The sequence below is a fragment of the Bacillus sp. 491mf genome (genome assembly GCF_900112415.1).
In the GTDB taxonomy this organism is placed as follows: Bacteria; Bacillota; Bacilli; order Bacillales; family Bacillaceae_G; genus Bacillus_A.
The window spans coordinates 152,466-171,999 of the sequence record NZ_FOLV01000005.1 but is presented as its reverse complement, the minus strand read 5'-3'; the positions used below and the strand labels follow the sequence as shown (position 1 = coordinate 171,999).

The 19,534-nt window shown below is 37.3% G+C and carries 21 protein-coding genes; all 21 read left to right on the top strand.

Annotated elements, in window-relative coordinates; all coding sequences use genetic code 11:
• Positions 1–180: 180 nt before the first annotated feature.
• The 21 genes from dnaJ to dnaG all read left to right on the top strand — a co-directional run bounded on the left by dnaJ (position 181) and on the right by dnaG (position 19,491).
• Positions 181–1,284, top strand: coding sequence for a molecular chaperone DnaJ (dnaJ, locus tag BM211_RS08065; protein ID WP_090996213.1), 1,104 nt, complete (start codon positions 181–183; stop codon positions 1,282–1,284).
• 28 nt (positions 1,285–1,312) lie between these two features.
• A complete protein-coding gene (gene prmA / locus BM211_RS08060; RefSeq protein ID WP_090996210.1) occupies positions 1,313–2,251 on the top strand; it encodes a 50S ribosomal protein L11 methyltransferase in 939 nt (312 codons plus the stop codon).
• A gap of 209 nt (positions 2,252–2,460) precedes the next feature.
• Positions 2,461–3,210 (top strand): 16S rRNA (uracil(1498)-N(3))-methyltransferase, encoded by a 750-nt coding sequence (locus BM211_RS08055; protein ID WP_035429819.1) that lies wholly within the window; start codon positions 2,461–2,463, stop codon positions 3,208–3,210.
• Between the two features lie 6 nt (positions 3,211–3,216).
• Positions 3,217–4,569, top strand: coding sequence for a tRNA (N(6)-L-threonylcarbamoyladenosine(37)-C(2))-methylthiotransferase MtaB (gene mtaB, locus BM211_RS08050; RefSeq protein ID WP_035429816.1), 1,353 nt, complete (start codon positions 3,217–3,219; stop codon positions 4,567–4,569).
• Positions 4,570–4,733: 164 nt separating this feature from the next.
• Entirely contained in the window at positions 4,734–5,399 is a 666-nt protein-coding gene (gene deoC / locus BM211_RS08045) for a deoxyribose-phosphate aldolase (protein ID WP_035429813.1), read from the top strand.
• Between the two features lie 667 nt (positions 5,400–6,066).
• On the top strand, positions 6,067–6,240 hold the full coding sequence (gene rpsU / locus BM211_RS08035) for a 30S ribosomal protein S21 (protein ID WP_020062243.1): 174 nt from the start codon (positions 6,067–6,069) through the stop codon (positions 6,238–6,240).
• A gap of 15 nt (positions 6,241–6,255) precedes the next feature.
• The gene (locus BM211_RS08030) at positions 6,256–6,699 is read left to right on the top strand and encodes a GatB/YqeY domain-containing protein (protein ID WP_035429808.1); all 444 of its coding nucleotides are present in this window, start codon (positions 6,256–6,258) and stop codon (positions 6,697–6,699) included.
• A 106-nt stretch (positions 6,700–6,805) separates the two neighbouring features.
• Positions 6,806–7,099, top strand: coding sequence for a sporulation protein YqfC (gene yqfC, locus BM211_RS08025; RefSeq protein WP_035429805.1), 294 nt, complete (start codon positions 6,806–6,808; stop codon positions 7,097–7,099).
• A 178-nt stretch (positions 7,100–7,277) separates the two neighbouring features.
• The gene (gene yqfD / locus BM211_RS08020; protein WP_035429801.1) at positions 7,278–8,477 is read left to right on the top strand and encodes a sporulation protein YqfD; all 1,200 of its coding nucleotides are present in this window, start codon (positions 7,278–7,280) and stop codon (positions 8,475–8,477) included.
• A gap of 7 nt (positions 8,478–8,484) precedes the next feature.
• A complete protein-coding gene (locus tag BM211_RS08015) occupies positions 8,485–9,444 on the top strand; it encodes a PhoH family protein (protein WP_035429798.1) in 960 nt (319 codons plus the stop codon).
• 484 nt (positions 9,445–9,928) lie between these two features.
• A complete protein-coding gene (locus BM211_RS08010; protein ID WP_035429967.1) occupies positions 9,929–12,076 on the top strand; it encodes an HD family phosphohydrolase in 2,148 nt (715 codons plus the stop codon).
• Complete coding sequence (ybeY, locus tag BM211_RS08005) at positions 12,077–12,547, top strand: rRNA maturation RNase YbeY (protein ID WP_035429795.1); 471 nt, start codon at positions 12,077–12,079, stop codon at positions 12,545–12,547.
• Entirely contained in the window at positions 12,544–12,897 is a 354-nt protein-coding gene (locus BM211_RS08000; RefSeq protein ID WP_035429791.1) for a diacylglycerol kinase family protein, read from the top strand. Before ybeY ends, BM211_RS08000 begins: the two co-directional genes overlap by 4 nt.
• A gap of 55 nt (positions 12,898–12,952) precedes the next feature.
• Positions 12,953–13,351, top strand: coding sequence for a cytidine deaminase (locus tag BM211_RS07995; RefSeq protein ID WP_035429788.1), 399 nt, complete (start codon positions 12,953–12,955; stop codon positions 13,349–13,351).
• Positions 13,344–14,252 carry a GTPase Era gene (gene era, locus BM211_RS07990; RefSeq protein WP_035429785.1) on the top strand — a complete coding sequence of 303 codons (909 nt, stop codon included), beginning with the start codon at positions 13,344–13,346 and terminating at the stop codon, positions 14,250–14,252. Before BM211_RS07995 ends, era begins: the two co-directional genes overlap by 8 nt.
• 186 nt (positions 14,253–14,438) lie before the next feature.
• Positions 14,439–14,582 carry a YqzL family protein gene (locus BM211_RS07985; protein ID WP_081904761.1) on the top strand — a complete coding sequence of 48 codons (144 nt, stop codon included), beginning with the start codon at positions 14,439–14,441 and terminating at the stop codon, positions 14,580–14,582.
• A 33-nt stretch (positions 14,583–14,615) separates the two neighbouring features.
• Positions 14,616–15,362, top strand: coding sequence for a DNA repair protein RecO (gene recO / locus BM211_RS07980; protein ID WP_035429782.1), 747 nt, complete (start codon positions 14,616–14,618; stop codon positions 15,360–15,362).
• 105 nt (positions 15,363–15,467) lie between these two features.
• Positions 15,468–16,100 carry a transcriptional regulator CcpN gene (locus BM211_RS07975; RefSeq protein WP_090996208.1) on the top strand — a complete coding sequence of 211 codons (633 nt, stop codon included), beginning with the start codon at positions 15,468–15,470 and terminating at the stop codon, positions 16,098–16,100.
• A gap of 29 nt (positions 16,101–16,129) precedes the next feature.
• Positions 16,130–16,942 carry a pyruvate, water dikinase regulatory protein gene (locus BM211_RS07970; RefSeq protein WP_035429776.1) on the top strand — a complete coding sequence of 271 codons (813 nt, stop codon included), beginning with the start codon at positions 16,130–16,132 and terminating at the stop codon, positions 16,940–16,942.
• 255 nt (positions 16,943–17,197) lie between these two features.
• Positions 17,198–17,656, top strand: a complete 459-nt coding sequence (locus tag BM211_RS07965) for a YaiI/YqxD family protein (RefSeq protein ID WP_035429775.1) — start codon at positions 17,198–17,200, stop codon at positions 17,654–17,656.
• A 38-nt stretch (positions 17,657–17,694) separates the two neighbouring features.
• The gene (gene dnaG / locus BM211_RS07960) at positions 17,695–19,491 is read left to right on the top strand and encodes a DNA primase (RefSeq protein ID WP_035429773.1); all 1,797 of its coding nucleotides are present in this window, start codon (positions 17,695–17,697) and stop codon (positions 19,489–19,491) included.
• Positions 19,492–19,534: the final 43 nt, after the last annotated feature.

The following is a 19,534-nucleotide window of genomic DNA, read 5'->3' as shown; positions in this document are numbered from 1 at the left end:
AGTCAAAGTCAAGCGTGCCTTGGCTTTGGCTTTTTTCACGAAGAGTATACATGAAGTCTTTTGTGAGAGAGTCCAATGTTTTTCTTTTTGCATACTGTAAGTGAGGAAACAGTGTTGCAAAGCACTTTCTTTCGATGTTAAAATTACGTTTATGTGAAAGGATTCGGGGGTAACAAACTTATGAATAAACGAGATTACTATGAGGTGCTCGGCATTAGCAAGGGTGCTTCGAATGATGAGATTAAAAAAGCATATCGTCGTTTGGCGAAAAAGTATCATCCAGATGTAAGTACTGAAGAAAATGCAATTGAAAAATTTAAAGAAGTGCAAGAAGCATACGAAGTGTTAAGTGATGATTCAAAACGTGCGCAGTACGATCAATTTGGTCATGCTGGTCCAAATCAAGGCTTTGGTGGAGGCGACTTCGGTGGTGGCTTTGGCTTTGAAGACATCTTCAGTTCATTCTTTGGTGGTGGAGGCGGTAGACGCCGTGATCCAAATGCACCGCGCCAAGGTGCAGATCTTCAATATCAAGTGACTTTAGATTTTGAAGAGGCGATTTCTGGTAAGGAAATGGATATTGAAATTCCAGCTGAAGATCCTTGTAATACATGTAACGGTAGTGGAGCAAAACCTGGGACTTCTAAGGAAACATGTTCACATTGTTCTGGAACAGGTCAAATTAGCGTGGAGCAAAACACACCATTTGGTCGTATTGTGAATCGTCAAAGTTGTAGACATTGCTCTGGAACAGGTCAAATTATTAAAGAGAAATGTACAACATGTCATGGATCTGGAAAACTACGTAAACGCAAAAAAATTAATGTTAAAATTCCAGCAGGTATTGATAACGGTCAACAAATTCGCGTTACTGGTAAAGGGGAAGCTGGTATAAATGGCGGTCCGGCAGGAGACTTATATGTAGTCGTTCGCGTGAAAGATCATGAATTCTTCCATCGCGAAGGTGATGATATTATTTGCGAAATGCCATTAACATTCGCGCAAGTAGCACTTGGGGATGAAGTGGAAGTTCCAACTGTGCAAGGAAAAGTGAAATTAAAAATTCCAGCGGGAACACAAACAGGAACAGAATTCCGTTTAAAAGGAAAAGGTGCTCCAAACGTACGCGGATATGGGCAAGGTGATCAATACGTAGTTGTACGTGTTATAACACCAACGAAATTAACATCGCATCAAAAGGATTTATTAAGAGAATTTGCAGGTCAAGAAGATCAAGATGATAGCCTATTTGGAAAGCTTAAGCGAGCTTTTAAAGGGGAATAATGGAAATAAAAAATGGAGTTGGTAAATTGTGAAATGGTCAGAAATTAGTATTCATACAACAGAGTACGCGGTAGAAGCAATCTCGCATATTTTACACGAAGCAGGTGCAAGTGGTGTTGCGATTGAAGATCCTGCGGAATTAACGAAAGAGCGTGAACAACAATTTGGCGAGATTTATGCATTAAATCCGGCTGAATATCCGGAAGAAGGTGTGCTTGTAAAAGCGTATTTCCCAAAGAATGATGCCCTGCAAGAAACAATTACAAATGTAAAATCGTCTATTGATCTGTTACCTTCTTATGGAATCGAGATTGGAGCAGCAACTGTATCTGTTAATGAAGTAGATGAAGAGGATTGGGCTACTGCTTGGAAAAAGTATTACCATCCAGTGAAAATTTCTGATACATTTACAATTGTGCCAACGTGGGAAGAGTATACTCCTTCCTCACCTGAAGAAAAAATTATTGAACTAGATCCAGGAATGGCATTTGGTACGGGAACGCATCCGACAACAACGATGTGCATCCGTGCTTTAGAGAAAACTGTTCAGCCGGGAGATACTGTTATTGACGTTGGAACGGGTTCTGGTGTATTAAGTATTGCAGCGGCTAAATTAGGTGCTGCTTCTATTCAAGCATACGACTTAGATCCGGTTGCGGTAGAAAGTGCGGAAATGAATGTCCGATTAAATCATACAGAAAATGTTGTAACTGTTGGACAAAACAGCTTACTAGAGGGCATTGAAGGACCTGTAGATTTAATTGTCGCAAATTTACTAGCGGAAATTATTTTACTATTCCCAGAAGATGCAGCGAAAGTTGTGAAGCAAGGTGGATTGTTCATAACGTCTGGTATTATTGCTGCAAAAGAAAAAATTGTAACATCCGCGTTAGTAAATGCTGGTTTTACAGTAGAAGAAGTGTTAACGATGGAAGATTGGGTAGCGATTATTGCGCGTAGAGGGTAAGATAAAGTGAAACTTCAGTCAGTGGAAGTCTTAGCTCACGAATAGCGGGATAAAGTCTCCCTGATTAAGTGTTTATGGATGATGTAAGCGGAAAGTCTCTCGCTGAAAGCAGCGGGGGACTTACCATTTGTTTCGTCTAAATCATACTGTTTGGCTCTTTTCGTAAGCACTCGTTTACGAAAAGAGCTAAACTTTACTAAGGTGATAAAATGCAGCGTTATTTTGTAGAAGAACAAAATGTAAATGAATTGGCCATTCGTATTGTAGGAGATGATGTGCATCACATCGGAAGAGTAATGCGTATGACGCCTGGTGATCAAATTTATTGTTGTACAAGTGGAAAAACAGCAATTTGTACAATTGCTGAAATTACCAATGAATTTGTAAATGCGACTATTGTAGAATGGATAGAGATGTCAACTGAGCTTCCTGTTTTTGTGACAATTGCAAGCGGATTGCCTAAAGGTGATAAGCTTGAGTTGATTTTACAAAAAGGAACTGAACTTGGAGCAGCAGCCTTTTTACCGTTCCAAGCATCAAGGTCTATTGTGAAATGGGATGCGAAAAAAGCTGGGAAAAAAGTAGAGCGTTTTAATAAAATTGTCAAAGAGGCAGCTGAGCAGTCTCATCGCAGTGAGATTCCGACTGTGTATGCACCTGTTTCTTTTAAAGAGCTTCTCGCGATGAGCAAAGATTATGATAGCTGCCTTGTTGCGTATGAAGAGGAAGCGAAACAAGGTGAAAAATCAAACTTCGCTAAGGTTTTAACGAATTTAAAACCAGGACAAAAGGTGCTCATTGTATTTGGACCAGAAGGTGGTCTAACGGAAGAAGAAGTATCTTCTCTTTCTGAGCATGCTTTTGTACCATGTAGTTTAGGACCAAGAATATTGCGGACAGAAACAGCGCCTTTATACGCGCTAAGTGCCGCTTCTTATCATTTTGAATTAATGGGGTGAGTATATATGGCAACTGTTGCGTTTCATACGTTAGGTTGTAAAGTAAACCACTACGAGACAGAAGCAATTTGGCAACTGTTTAAACAAGGTGGTTATGAGCGAACTGAATTTGAAAAAACAGCTGATGTGTATGTAATTAATACATGTACTGTAACAAATACAGGGGATAAAAAAAGTCGTCAAGTTATTCGTCGTGCCGTTCGTCAAAATCCTGATGCGGTAATTTGTGTAACGGGATGTTATGCACAAACATCTCCAGCTGAAATTATGGCAATTCCAGGTGTAGATATTGTAGTCGGAACACAAGACCGTGAGAAAATGCTTGGCTATATTGAAGATTATCGCAATGAACGTCAGCCGATTAATGCTGTGCGTAACATTATGAAAACACGTGTATACGAAGAATTGGACGTACCATATTTTACAGATCGTACGCGTGCATCTTTAAAAATTCAAGAAGGATGTAACAACTTCTGTACGTTCTGTATTATTCCGTGGGCTCGTGGTTTAATGCGTTCTCGTGATGGACAAGAAGTTATTCGCCAAGCGCAGCAATTAGTAGAGGCTGGCTATAAAGAAATCGTCTTAACAGGTATTCATACAGGTGGATACGGTGAGGATATGAAAGATTATAATTTAGCGGGACTACTTCGTGATATGGAAGCGCAAGTAACAGGTTTAAAACGCCTTCGTATTTCTTCTATTGAAGCAAGTCAAATTACAGATGAAGTAATTGAAGTACTGCGAGATTCTAAAGTTGTTGTCCGTCATTTACACATTCCGCTTCAATCTGGGTCGAATACAGTGTTGAAACGTATGCGTCGTAAATATACAATGGAGTTTTTCCAAGAGCGTTTAGACCGCTTAAAAGAAGCGCTGCCAGGACTTGCAATTACATCTGATGTTATCGTTGGTTTCCCAGGTGAAACAGAAGAAGAATTCATGGAAACGTTCAATTTCATTAAAAATAATCGTTTCTCTGAACTTCATGTATTCCCATATTCAAAACGTACAGGAACACCAGCAGCACGCATGGATGATCAAGTGCCAGAAGAAATTAAGAACGAGCGTGTACACCGCTTAATTGCATTGTCAGATCAATTAGCGAAAGAATATGCATCACAGTTTGAAGGTGAAGTTCTTGAAATTATTCCAGAAGAACCATTTAAAGAAGCTGATCGTGAAGGGTTATATGTAGGATATACAGATAATTACTTAAAAGTTGTCTTTGAAGGTTCTGAAGAATTAATCGGTAAATTAATTAAAGTAAAAATTACGAAAGCTGGTTATCCTTACAATGAAGCACAGTTTGTTCGTGTGCTAGAAGATGCATCTCCAAAAGAATCAGCAAGTGCGTAACAAAAAAGCATGCAAACACTTTTGTTTGTATGCTTTTTTATTTGCTGGAGAAGTTAAAATATGAAAACGCTATACGTTATGTTATAATGCGGAAGGTTAAAGTTGTCAGACGACTGATAAGTAAAAAAATTACTACGTAAAAGTTGAGGAAGGGGCATTTTTAAATGAACTATGCAAAGTTAATTGATCATACGGCATTAAAACCAGATACAAAAAAAGAAGTAATCGTGACTTTATGTGAAGAGGCGAAACAGCATGATTTTGCTTCTGTATGTGTAAATCCAACGTGGGTTGAAACGGCAGCAGAACTGCTAAAAGGAACAGATGTAAAAGTTTGTACAGTAATTGGTTTTCCTCTTGGAGCAAATACACCAGAAACAAAAGCGTTTGAAACAACGGATGCGATTGCAAAAGGTGCAACTGAAGTTGATATGGTAATTAACATCGGTGCGTTAAAAGATAAAAACGATGCGTTAGTAGAACGTGACGTTCGCGCTGTTGTAGAGGCTGCAAAAGGAAAAGCGCTTGTAAAAGTAATTATTGAAACATGCTTACTAACAGAGGAAGAAAAAGTTCGTGCTTGTGAATTATCTGTAAAAGCAGGTACCGATTTCGTAAAAACATCAACAGGATTTTCAACAGGCGGTGCAACAGTTGAAGATATTGCATTGATGAGAAAAACTGTAGGACCAAATATCGGTGTAAAAGCATCAGGCGGTGTTCGTGACGAAGCAGGCATGGATGCAATGGTAGAAGCAGGTGCAACGCGAATCGGAACAAGTTCTGGCGTAGCGTTAATAAGCGGAAAAACAGCAACAACTGATTATTAAAATAAAAGCGAAAGCCGCTCGTATAGAACATGAGGGCGTTGGAGCTCTTAACGCAGAGGCGTTTTTTGCCTCGTAGGAAAGAGTGAAACGACCGATTGTTCTAGCGGCTGTAGCTGGATAATATAAAAGCGGAGCCGACTGTTTAGTCCTGTTGGCTAAGGTTCTTTCACGCAGAAGGTGTTCTTTACCTTCTCGCGTGGAAGGTTCTTAGACGTGAAGGACTAGGAGGCGCAGCTGGATAAAATAAAGGCGAAAAAAGACAGAAACCCATTCTTTTAGGTGGACGAGAGCATCTGGCCGTGCATAGAAGCGGTCAGGGCTTTTTTCTGCCACATGCGAAGTTAGACAAAGGGAGCAAGCGAGTGCAGTCTCCTTTTTCTACATAGCCGCTTTTGATCTCGTTTGGCAGGTTACGGTGCAGTGCTTAGAGGATGAGAAAGCAGAGGCGAACATTTCGATAGAATCATATTGAATTGTTATAGAAATATATATCGAAAATGTACGTTTTGTGAAAAAAGAAGAGCAAGTACTCTGCTTTTCTTTTTTCAGATAGTTGACCTAAAAGTATAAAATGTATTATAATCGTAAAAGACATGCTGAGAAAGTGTTTACTTTTTGCATGCTGAAATTAGGATGTAAGTGGATGTTTCGGAGGGAGGGAAAGAGAATGTCAAAAACAGTCGTTCGTAAAAACGAGTCTTTGGAGGATGCACTTCGCCGTTTTAAAAGATCAACTTCTAAAGCTGGTACGCTTGCTGAAGCAAGAAAACGCGAGTTCTATGAAAAGCCAAGTGTAAAACGTAAGAAGAAATCTGAAGCGGCAAGAAAGCGTAAATTCTAAGAGAGGGTGTAATTTATGAGTCTTCTCGGTCGTTTAAACGATGATATGAAACAAGCGATGAAGAATAAAGAAAAAAATAAATTAACCGTTATTCGTATGGTTAAGGCTGCTTTACAAAATGAAGAAATTAAACTGCAGAACCCTCTTACAGAAGAAGAGGAACTAACAGTTTTAGCTCGTGAAGTAAAACAGTATAAAGACTCCCTCCTTGAGTTTGAAAAAGCGGGTCGTGAAGACCTTGTCGATAAACTAAAAAGCGAAATTCAGATTTTAGAAACATATTTGCCAGAGCAATTGACAGAAGAAGAATTGCTTGCTGTTATTCAGCAAGCTATCTCTGAAGTTGGTGCAGCTTCTAAAGCTGATATGGGCAAAGTGATGAGTAATGTTTTACCGAAAGTAAAAGGTAAAGCAGATGGCTCACAAGTGAATAGGCTTGTTTCACAACTATTAGCATAAAAAAGCGTCTCATTTATAATGAGACGCTTTTTTATGTTTTTTTTCAATTTGGACGTGATATTACAAGCCTTTTTTTCATACATATGGGATGAGAGGGGGGTCTTCGATGAGAAAGTTGCAGCAAATGAAAAATTGGATTACGAAGCAGATAGACCTACCTGCAGATGTATTCATGGATCTGCCGAGAATTACACTTGTTGGGCAGGTACATATTTATATAGAAAATCATCGTGGATTATTGGTATTTAGTGATAAAGAGGTACGACTTTTATTAAAACAAGGACAATTATTAATAAAAGGAGATTCTTTTGTAATTAAGACAATTCTTCCAGAAGAGCTTTTGCTTGAAGGGACCATTGAACAAGTCCTATTTTTAGAAGATGAAAAAAAGGGAAAATAAAATGAAGCTGTTATTCATGAGATGTTTTATTGAACGGATCAAAGGTAAGTGGTCAGGTAGTATATACTTCTTAGTCCTCCTCCTACTGACTGGACTGTATGAGCGGAGTAAAGTTATACAGTTGGTGCAGGTCTCTTAAAGGGCTGCGCCTTTTTTAGAAAGCTGATGGAGGCGAGCTATGAAAAATCAGTGGTTTACAAAATGGATTGGGTATGTAAAAGTGCGAATTCAAGGAAGGGGAGCAGAACGATTTATTAACGAATGTGTACGAAGAGACATTTTAGTTTGGGATGTCAAGAAAGTTGCAGATGATACACTTGTCTTTTGTATGTTGCTTCGAGATGTGAAGCGATTACGCCCGATTTACCGTAAAAATGAGTGTAATCTATATTTTATTGGACGCTACGGAGTTCCGTTTTGGAATAAGCGTTTACTTCGGAATAGTGGTTTTCTTGTTGGTTTTCTCTTATTTTTTTTAAGTGTCATTGTTATGTCAAATATGGTATGGAAAATAGAGGTAACAGGGGCGAAGCCAGAGACGGAATATATAATGATGAAAGAATTAGACAAAATGGGTATTAAAAAAGGGAAGCTTCAATTTCAAATGCCGAGTGTAGAAAATATACAGCGTTATTTGACTGATAATATTAACGCTATAACATGGGTTGGTTTGGACGTAAAAGGCACGACATATCATTTTAAAATAGTTGAAAAAAATGAGCCGAAGAAAGAAGAAGAACAGGTGCCGCAACATTTAGTCGCCAAAAAAGAAGCGATTGTTACAAAAATGTTTGTTGAGATTGGAAAACCAATTGTTATGAAAAACGATTATGTGCAAAAAGGACAACTTCTTGTGTCAGGAATGTATGGGAAAGAAGAGAGTCCTACGATTGTTTCGGCTAAAGGTGTTGTATTTGGTGAAACTTGGTACAAGTCTGAAGTGGAGGTACCTCTAAAAACGAAATTTCAAGTTTATACAGGAAAATCATATAATGAACATTATCTTACTTTTGGAAATATGAAAATAAAAATATGGGGATTTCAGCATGATAAGTATAAGCAGTCTAAAACTGAGACAGTAAGGCATGATGTGAAATTGCTTGGTTTTACACTGCCGATTGCTTACGAAAAAGCGATTGTACGTGAAGAGGAAGAGGCAAATCGTGAATATACAGAAAAGCAAGCAATGGTAGTTGCGGAGGAGATGGGTCAAAAAGAATTAAAGAAAAAATTGGATGAACGTGCTATGATTATAGGGAAGAAAGTTTTGCATAAACAGGTTGAGAATGGGAATTTGAAATTATTGCTGCATTATACTGTGATTGAGAATATTGCAGAGGCTCAACCGATATCAGAATCCGATATTCAAGGAGATTGAGTAATTAATGGCTGAACAATTAGTAGAGATGAATCAACAATTGGAAAACCATAATGAAGCAATTGCTTTGTTTGGAGTAAATGATGCGCATTTAAAAATAATTGAGAATGAACTTGAGGTATCGATTGTTACGAGAGGTGAATCTGTTCGTGTTTCCGGGACGAATGAAGCAGTAGCTCTTGTTGAAGGGATATTACAACAACTTCTAGTTGTTATTCGCAAGGGTATATCGATTTCTGAGCGTGATGTAGTCTATGCGATTCAACTTGGGCGTCAAGGGAATCTGGCTCATTTTGAAAAGTTATACGAAGAGGAGATCTTTAAAACAGCAAAAGGTAAGTCCATTCGTGTGAAAACGATGGGACAAAGGCAATATATTTATGCCATTAAGAAAAATGACATGGTGTTTGGAATGGGACCGGCTGGTACTGGTAAAACATATTTAGCTGTAGTAATGGCTGTTCGAGCATTAAAAAATGGCTATGTAAAAAAAATTATTTTAACAAGACCTGCTGTGGAAGCTGGCGAAAGTCTCGGATTTTTACCTGGGGATTTGAAAGAAAAAGTGGACCCGTATTTACGACCACTTTATGATGCTCTTCATGATGTACTTGGGCAAGAACATACGCAAAGAATGATGGAACGCGGCATCATTGAAGTTGCTCCGCTAGCGTACATGAGAGGACGTACACTCGATGACGCATTTGTAATTTTAGATGAGGCGCAAAATACAACGGGTGCACAAATTAAAATGTTTTTAACACGTCTTGGATTTGGCTCGAAAATGGTTGTAACAGGAGACCCATCTCAAATTGATTTACCAAAAGGTGTGAAATCTGGGCTTTCTATTGCAGCGAATATTTTAGACCATGTGCCTGGTCTTTCGTTTGTTAAACTTGAGCAGTCGGATGTTGTTCGTCATCCGCTCGTACAGCGTATTATTGAAGCATATGATAAAATGGAATGATCCTGCTTGTAAGGATCATTTCTTTTTATCATGATTGGTTCAACTAACTTTCTAAAAAAGAACGCTTTAGAAGGAAGTTTCACTGTACCCCGCCCAAACAGTCGGTAGAAGCAGAGCAAGGAAGAAAGAACAAACCGACTGTAAGAGCCCGATTGGTTCAACTAACCTTCTAGAGAAGAGCGCTCTAGAAGGAAGTTTCACTGTACATTTTATAGATAAACCCATTTTAATTTTTCGACATACAAGTCACTGCAAGTGCAGAATCCAATTTGACTGCTACTTGTTGGTAGGAAAAGGCCCTGACCGCTTCTATGCGCGGCCGGATGCTCACGCCCTCCTCTAAAAGAAAGTGGTTTTATGTCGTTTTTTACCTTGCATGCATATAGATATTGTAAACAGGTTGGCTAATGCTTTATTTTTTATTATCATAAATAAAGAAAAGAGTGTTTCACTTAATATTTCGAGAGGAGAAGGTATTGTAATTATGTCAAGGTTTCAAGAAGTTGCTAAGTGGTTTCGTAATTTACAGCATTCGAAAAAACTGAGCTGGATTTCTTATGTTTTAATAGGAGCAGTGTTATTTTTTGCACTGATGAATAATGTAAAACCGGAACAACTCAATATCAAAATGTTGTCTATTTCCAAAAAGACAATTCATTCTCCGATAAAAATTGAGGATAAAGTAACAACAGAAAAGAAAAAGAGAGAAGCGGCTCAAAAGGTTGAAGATCAGTATACATATCGAAATGAATTTAAGCAAAACAGGATCGATGTTGTGAATTCAGTCTTTGATGCAATTAAAGAGGTGGATGCAGAGTCAAATGCAATCGCTTCAGCGCCAGAGGGACAACATAAATTGTCGGCGGTAGAACGATTGGACAAGTTAAAAAAGAAACTTCCAACGGAGTTAACGAAAAGTTTGTCTGATCAAGTGTTATTACAATTTTTAGGTGCAACGGAAGATCAGCTTCTTATGGCGAAGGAATCAACTGTTACAGCTGTTAATAGTTTAATGAGCTCCCATATTAAAATGAATGAAGTAGATCAGTTTAAAGACCGCATTACGGACGAGTTAAAAAACGTAAATGTCAGCAATGAATTGAAACAAGCAATTACTGCGCTTGGACAGTATGCGATTGTACCTAACTATTTTTATGATTCGAATGCAACGAAAGAAAGAAAGCAATTGGCAATCGATCAAGTAGCTCCTGTTTATATTTTACAAGGTCAAATTCTTGTAAAAGAAGGAGACACAATTACAAGAGAAGCGTATGAACAGTTAAAGTTAGTGGGGTTATTAGATCAAAGTAATTCGTTTCAGCCTTATTTAGGATTAGCAATTTTTATTGGCGTTCTTTTATTTTTCATGCATAAGCAATTTGTAGCGTTTTTAAAGCCGATAAGAGAGGACAAGCCATATATTTTAGCGTATACAACAATTGTCGCTATTACAGTTGTTTTAATGAAAATTATTAGTTTGTTTCAAAAGTTAGAATATGTCGGTATTGCTTATATTGCTCCAGTTGCAATGGGGACTATATTAGTAAAATTGATGATTGGTGATCGATTTGTTTTTATAACAAGTGTGATTTTTTCGGTGTGCGGAAGCATTTTATTTAATGAAGGTGTAACAAGTACACTTAATTATGCAGTCGGGATTTACGTATTGCTAAGCTCGCTTTCGGTTAGTATTTTCTTGCGGCAAAAACATCGTCGCACAATGCTACTGCAAGTTGGGATACTAGTATCGATTTTAAATGTTGTTGTATTAGCAGCTTTATTGTTACTACGTAATGGAAACTTTTCGGTAATTGAGATTGGAACGCATTTATTAATGGCAGCGGCGTCTGGAATTATTTCATCTATTTTAGCGATGGGAATATTGCCGTATTTAGAAAGTGGCCTTGGCCTTGTTTCTAGCATGAAATTGATAGAATTGGCAAGCCCGAACCATCCGTTGCTTCGTAAAATTCTGTTAGAGGCACCAGGAACGTATCATCATAGTGTTATGGTTGCAAATTTATCGGAAGCAGCATGTGAAGCTGTGGGAGCGAACGGTGTACTAGCGCGTGTAGGGGCATATTATCATGATATTGGAAAAACGGTGCAGCCGCATTTCTTTATTGAAAATCAAATGGGCATAGCGAATCCCCATGATCGGTTAGATCCTGAAACAAGTAGAGATATTATTATCGCTCATGTTACAAATGGAGTGAAAATGTTAGAAGAACATTATATTCCACAAGAGATTATTGATATTGCGGCCGAGCATCATGGAACAACTTTGTTAAAATATTTTTACTACAATGCAATGCAAGAAGATAAAGAGAAATATACAGAAGAAATGTTTCGTTATCCAGGGCCAAAAGCAACATCTAAAGAATCAGCAATTGTTGGGATTGCTGATAGTGTAGAAGCGGCAGTTCGTTCGATGAATGCGCCAACACCTGAGCAAATTGATAATCTTGTTCGCAGCATTATTAAAGATCGTTTACAAGATGGTCAATTCAGTGAATGTAATTTAACATTTAAAGAACTGCAAATTGTTGGAAAAACATTATGTGAAACATTAAATGGAATTTTCCACTCGCGGATTAAGTATCCGGAATTAACAGAAGAAAAGGTGAAATAAATGGGATTAATAATCGACTTTATTGATGAAACGGAAGAAGTGAAAGAAGAGTATGTTGAAATGATTCAACAATTAGTTGAAAAAGCTGCAGAGATAGAATCTGTAGAGGATGGAACAGAGCTTTCGATTACATTTGTTAATAATGAACGTATTCAAGAAATTAACCGTGAATACCGTGATAAAGATCAGCCGACAGACGTAATTTCTTTTGCAATGGAAGATATGGGTGAAGGCGAAATGGAGATTGTTGGTGTAGAAATGCCGCGCATGTTAGGTGATATTATTATTTCTATTCCGAGAACGAAAGAGCAAGCTGAAGAATATGGTCATTCTTTTGATCGTGAACTTGGTTTTTTAGCGGTGCACGGCTTTTTACATTTGCTTGGCTACGATCACATGACAGAGGAAGAGGAAAAGGTTATGTTTGGAAAGCAAAAAGACATTCTTGATGCATTTGGATTAGGTAGATGAAAAAAGGAAAACTTATAAATAGTTTTCGCTATGCGTTTGCTGGCATTTTCTTTTGTCTTCGTTATGAACGAAATGTAAAAATTCATTGTTTAGCAGCGTGTATAGTTAGTTTTCTCGGCTTTTATTTTCATGTTACAAAAACAGAATGGCTTATTTTGCTTTTGACTATTGGTATTGTCTTTGCGCTAGAACTTGTGAATACAGCGGTGGAGAAAACGGTTGATTTAGTAACGATGGACGTGAAGCCCCTTGCTAAAATAGCAAAAGATGCAGCAGCAGGTGCGGTATTATTTTTCTCGATTATTGCCGTTGTAATTGGTGCTATTATCTTTGGACCGTATATGATATAGTTGCATTCCAACGATTTTTATCTTTTCATATCGTGAGTGGAAAGGAAGAGAAACGATGAACAACAAAGAATTAATTCAAGAAGCGATTGAAGCACGTAAACAAGCATATGTACCGTATTCTAAATTTCAAGTAGGTGCCGCCCTTTTAACGACAGATGGTAAGGTATACCGTGGTTGTAATGTTGAGAATGCATCGTATGGTTTATGTAACTGTGCGGAAAGAACAGCGCTATTTAAAGCGATTTCTGATGGAAGCACAGAATTTACTGCAATTGCAGTTGTAGCAGATACAAAACGTCCGGTACCTCCATGTGGAGCGTGTCGTCAAGTTATGGTAGAATTGTGTAAGTCAAATACAAAAGTATACTTGACAAATTTACATGGTGACATACAAGAAACAACAGTAGGAGAATTGTTGCCAGGAGCATTTTTAGCGGAGGATTTACATGAATAGAGAAGGTTTTAAATCAGGTTTTGTCTCTATTATTGGGAGACCAAACGTTGGGAAATCAACATTTTTAAATCACATTATCGGTCAAAAAATTGCGATTATGAGTGATAAACCACAAACAACACGTAATAAAATTCAAGGTGTGTACACAGAAAATGATGCGCAAGTCGTATTTATTGATACACCAGGTATACATAAACCAAAGCATAAGCTTGGCGATTTTATGGTTAAAATGGCGCAAACGACCATAAAAGAAGTAGATATTGTTCTATTTATGGTCAACGCAGAAGAAGGTTTTGGACGCGGTGAAGAGTTTATCATCGAAAAATTACAAGAAACGAAACAACCGGTATTTTTAGTTATAAATAAAATTGATCAAGTTCATCCAGAAGAGCTTCTCGGACTAATTGATCGATATCGTACGTTATATAATTTTGCTGAAATTGTGCCAATTTCAGCATTACAAGGAAATAATGTTGATGCGTTAATTGGAGCAATTAAAAAGTATTTACCAGAAGGGCCTCAATATTATCCGGAAAATCAAGTAACGGATCATCCGGAGCGCTTTATTATTGCGGAACTTATTCGTGAAAAAGTATTGCATTTAACACGTGAGGAAGTGCCGCATTCAGTTGCGGTTGTTATTGATGCAATTCAAAAGCGTGAAGGCGGAGCGATTTATGTGAATGCCACAATCATTGTAGAACGTCCGTCGCAAAAAGGAATTGTAATCGGAAAACAAGGTAAGATGTTAAAAGAAATTGGAAAAAGAGCACGCTTTGATGTAGAGTCGCTTCTTGGTTCAAGAGTATTTTTAGAACTGTGGGTAAAAGTGCAGAAAGATTGGCGCAATAAAATGTCCCATTTACGTGATCTTGGCTTCCGTGAAGATGAATATCTATAAGGTGAAACGATTTTTCTTACGTTTACTTAGTTGAACAAATAGAGCTTTTCATGCTCGCAAATAGCAAGATAAAAGCTGTATAATTTAGAAAAATTTTTCTCACATGAAAATGAACAAAATGGGTCATTTTAATAGCAAAGAAAGAAATTGGATTACATGAACGCTCACTGAGAAAGGTGGATTCTTATGTTAGATTTTACCTGGAAAGTTTTCTCGAAAACAGGAAGCATTGAAACTTATCTTCTTTTGAAAGAAATGGAAAAAGGTGTAGAAGATGAGATGCAACAGCATGAAGAAATACAAGTAGAGCTGGATTCTCCAATTTCCTAACCCATTTTGTTCGAACCTTGGATGGTGACGAACATGTTTCAAAAAATTGAGGGAATAGTCATTCGAACGATTGATTATGGAGAAACAAACAAAATTGTAACTATCTTTTCTCGTGAATTAGGGAAAGTTAGTGCGATGGCGAGAGGCGCTAAAAAGCCTAAAAGCAGATTGTCATCCATTTCTCAATTATTAACTCATGGCCATTTTCTTATTCAAATGGGTTCTGGTTTAGGAACATTGCAGCAAGGTGAGATTATTTCTTCTATGAGAGAAATTCGCGAAGATTTATTTTTAACTGCTTATGCGTCATTTATTGTTGAGTTGACTGATAAAGCGACAGAAGAGAAAAAACATAATCCGTATTTATTCGAAATGTTATATCAAACGTTGCATTATATGACCGAAGGGGTTGACCCGGAAATTTTAGCGCTAATCTATCAAACGAAGATGCTGCCAGTTCTAGGGCTTAACCCGCACTTTGATACTTGTGCAATTTGTCATCAGTCAACAGACTTTGTCGCCTTTTCTGTTAGAGAAGGCGGCTTTCTGTGTAAATATCACGCTGAGCAAGATCCGTACCGTATTTCAATTAGCGAAGCTATTCACAAGCTGCTTAGATTATTTTATCATTTCGACTTAGCACGTCTTGGAAATGTCTCTGTGAAAGCAGAAACAAAAAAACAAATGCGCACAGTATTGAATATGTATTATGATGAATACTGTGGGATATATTTGAAATCAAGACGTTTTTTAGATCAACTTGATAAATTTCAAATATAGAGGACCGTATTCAGGTCCTTTTTACATACTTTCTTTTTCGAATGATATATTTAGTATATAATATTTAAGAGATAGTATAACATTTTTCGTTTTGTACTGAAGGTGGTGATTACCATAGAACTGAATAAGCGCCAAGAACATATCATTCAGATTGTAAAAGACAACGGTCCAATTACTGGAGAATCAATTGCGGAACAATTAAATTTAACAAGAGCAACACTTAGACCAGATTTGGCTATTTTAACGATGGCTGGCTATTTAGAAGCGCGTCCTCGCGTCGGATATTTTTACACTGGAAAAACAGGTGGACAACTGCTATCAGAGGCGGTTAAAAAGATTGCCGTTCAAGATTATCAATCTAGGCCAGTTGTGGTTGATAAAAATGTTTCGGTATATGATGCGATTTGTACAATGTTTTTAGAAGATGTCGGTACTTTATTTATCGTTGATCAAAATACATTGTTAGTCGGTGTTGTTTCTCGAAAAGATTTGTTAAGAGCAAGCTTAGGAAAGCAGGATTTAGCATCATTACCGGTAAATATTATTATGACAAGAATGCCGAATGTTACGATGTGTCGTAAGGAAGATAGCTTGTATGATGTTGCAATGGATTTAATAGAAAAACAGATTGACTCTGTTCCAGTTGTAAAAGAGACGAAACAGGGATTAGAAGTTCTTGGTCGAATTACAAAAACCAATATTACGCGTGCATTTGTTGATTTAGTAAATCATGAGTAAAGGCAATTCGTTTAAAGTGAGGTAATGCAATGAATAGTAAAATCGTATATGTCGTGTCTGATTCAGTTGGAGAAACAGCTGATTTAGTTGTTCGAGCAGCTATGGGACAATTTCCATTTACGCCGGATCTTAGACGTGTGCCGTATGTAGAAGATACAGGAACGTTAAAAGAAGTTATTTCTATCGCTAAAAGTAATAATGCTCTTATTTGTTTTACATTAGTAAAGCCTGATATGCGAAAGTATTTACGGGAAGAAGCAGAAAAAGAAGGCGTAGAAGTGTATGATATTATCGGTCCTCTTATCGATCAAATTGAAGGTATAACAAAACAAACTCCAAGGTATGAGCCAGGGGTTGTCCGAAAGCTGGATGAAGAGTATTTCAAAAAAATCGAAGCAATTGAATTTGCTGTGAAATATGACGATGGTAGAGATTCACGCGGTCTTTTAAAAGCTGATATTGTATTAATTGGAGTTTCTCGCACATCGAAAACACCGCTTTCACAATATTTAGCGCATAATAAGCGATTAAAGGTTGCTAATGTTCCTCTCGTACCAGAAGTAGATCCGCCAGAGGAATTATATCATGTACCGAAAGAAAAATGTTTTGGGTTAAAAATAACGCCTGATAAATTAAATAATATTCGCAAAGAACGTTTAAAATCTCTTGGATTAAGTGATGGAGCAAATTATGCAAATATTGAACGCATTAAAGAAGAGATTAAACATTTTGAACGGATTGTAAGTAAAATAGGTTGCCCGGTTATTGATGTATCGAATAAGGCAATTGAAGAAACAGCAAATATTATTGTAAATGCAGTGCAAAACCAAAGAATGTTTTAGCACATTTACCAACGGTGAATGTGCTTTTTTCGCTCCACTATAAAATTTAACAGGATATGTAGCTAAGTTTAGAGAAATGTATTATAATAAAAAATTGTGATAAAAACATTTGTTTTACGTTTAGACTTCAATTTTTCAGAATAAACTAGTGATAGGTTTTGGAAATGTCATGCTTTTACGTAAAATCGACAAAAATCTGAACAAGAAAACGCACATTATGGAAGGATTCACAAAAGGGATGTAGAATAGAGAAATATGCAAAACATCACTCGAATTTATGTTGATGCAGATGCATGTCCAGTGAAGGAAGAAATTATGCGCGTTGGTGCAAAATTTCATGTCGATATTTGGTTTATCGCATCCTACGCCCATCAGTCAAGAAGTCAGAAGGGAAATTGGATATATGTAGATTCTGCACAAGATGAGGTGGATTTTTGTATCTATCAACGTGCAAAAGCGGGAAATCTCATTATCACACAAGATATGGGACTTGCTGGTCTTCTTGTTAAAAAAGGAGTATATGTATTATCTCCGCGCGGCACAATTGTGCCCGATGAACATATGGATACAATTTTATATAATCGATACGTATCTGTGAAATTACGCAGACAAGGAACCTTTACAAAAGGGCAAAAAGCGTTTTCTAAGCGTGATCGACAATATTTTTTATCTAGTTTAGAAAAAAATTTGTCGAATAATAAAGGAATCCTTTAATTTGTATCGAATACAAAATACGACACGGAGATGGAGTTATGGGGAACAGAATTCCCGAGGAAGTTGTAGAACAAATTCGTACATCATCGGATATTGTTGAAGTGATTGGTGAATATGTGCAGCTAAAAAAACAAGGTCGAAATTATTTTGGGCTTTGTCCTTTCCATGGTGAAAACTCACCGTCGTTTTCGGTTTCTGCTGATAAGCAAATTTTTCATTGTTTTGGATGCGGAGAAGGGGGAAATGTTTTTTCTTTCTTAATGAAAATAGATGGACTGGCATTTGTGGAAGCTGTGCAAAAGTTAGGTGAGCGAAATGGTATTCCTGTTGCTAACTTTACATCAGAGCTAGAGCAAACAAAAAATATATCTGATGATAGCACGATTATGTTGCAAGCCCACGAGCTTTTGAAAAAGTATTATCATCATCTCTTAGTAAATACAGAAGAGGGTAAACAACCGCTTGCGTATTTATTAGATCGAGGCATTACAAAAGAAATGATTGCAAAGTTTGAAATTGGGTATGCCACTCCTGCTTGGGATGCAGCGGAGAAAATCTTACAAAAAAGAGGTTTTTCACCAGCTGTTATGGAGCAAGCCGGATTACTTGTTCGCAGTGAGAAGGATGGCAGTTATCATGATCGTTTTCGTGGACGAGTGATATTTCCAATTCATACACTGCAAGGAAAAGTATCTGCTTTTAGTGGACGGGCATTAGGGGATGATACTCCTAAATATTTAAATAGTCCAGAGACACCTATTTTTCATAAAAGCAAGCTGCTATATAATTTTCATCAAGCAAGGCCATTTATTCGAAAGCGAGGACAAGTTCTTCTCTTTGAAGGATATGCGGATGTTTTAGCTGCTGTGAAAAGTGGGATTGAAGAATCTGTTGCAACAATGGGAACTGCTTTAACTGAGGAGCAGGCGAAGCTTTTGCGGCGTAATGTTGAAACTGTTGTTCTTTGCTATGATGGTGATAAAGCAGGACAAGAGGCAACAATGAAAGCAGGACAATTGTTATTGCAAACCGGTTGTGAAGTGAAAGTTGTCTCTATGCCAGATAAATTAGACCCTGACGAATATGTACAGCGTTATGGAACAACAGCGTTTCAAAAACTTGTACAAGCAAGTATGAGTTTTATTGGATTTAAAATAAATTATCTTCGTTTAGGGAAAAATTTGCAAGATGAATCTGGAAAAGAAGCTTATGTGAAAAGTGTTTTAAAAGAGTTAGCGTCATTGCAAGATGCAATGCAAGCGGAATCGTACTTGAAGGCATTGTCACAGGAATTTGCTTACTCAATGGAAACACTGCTGGGGCAATTGCACCAATATCGCAAAGAACAAAAGGTGCAGCAAAAACAGACAAAGCCAATTGCACAGCCTTCTCAAATTGTTCATGTGAAGCCGAAATTTTCTGGTTTTGAAAGAGCTGAAAGAGAGCTTATTTATCACATGTTACAGAGTGAAGATATCGCTTTTCGTATCGAACCTCATATAGAAGATTTTCATACAGAAGAACATAAAGGGATTTTATATGAGCTATACGCATATTATGAAAAGGGAAATGAACCGTCAGTCGCAAACTTTCTAAGTTGGCTTTCTGATGAAAAGTTGAGAAATATTGTGACTAATATTTCAACAGATGAAATGATTAATCCTGAGTTCTCAGAAGAGTTGCTGCATGGCAATGTAGACGCGCTGCGTCGGCAGAAGCAAAAGTTGAAGAAAATGGAAAATATTATCATGCTAAAGCAAATGGAAAAAGAAGATCATTTAGCAGCAGCACGATTTTTCCAAGAATATTTACAAAAACGAAAAGCAAAAAAATAGCTTTTTGTATAAAAACTTACTATAATCATTGTTTGTATCTCAC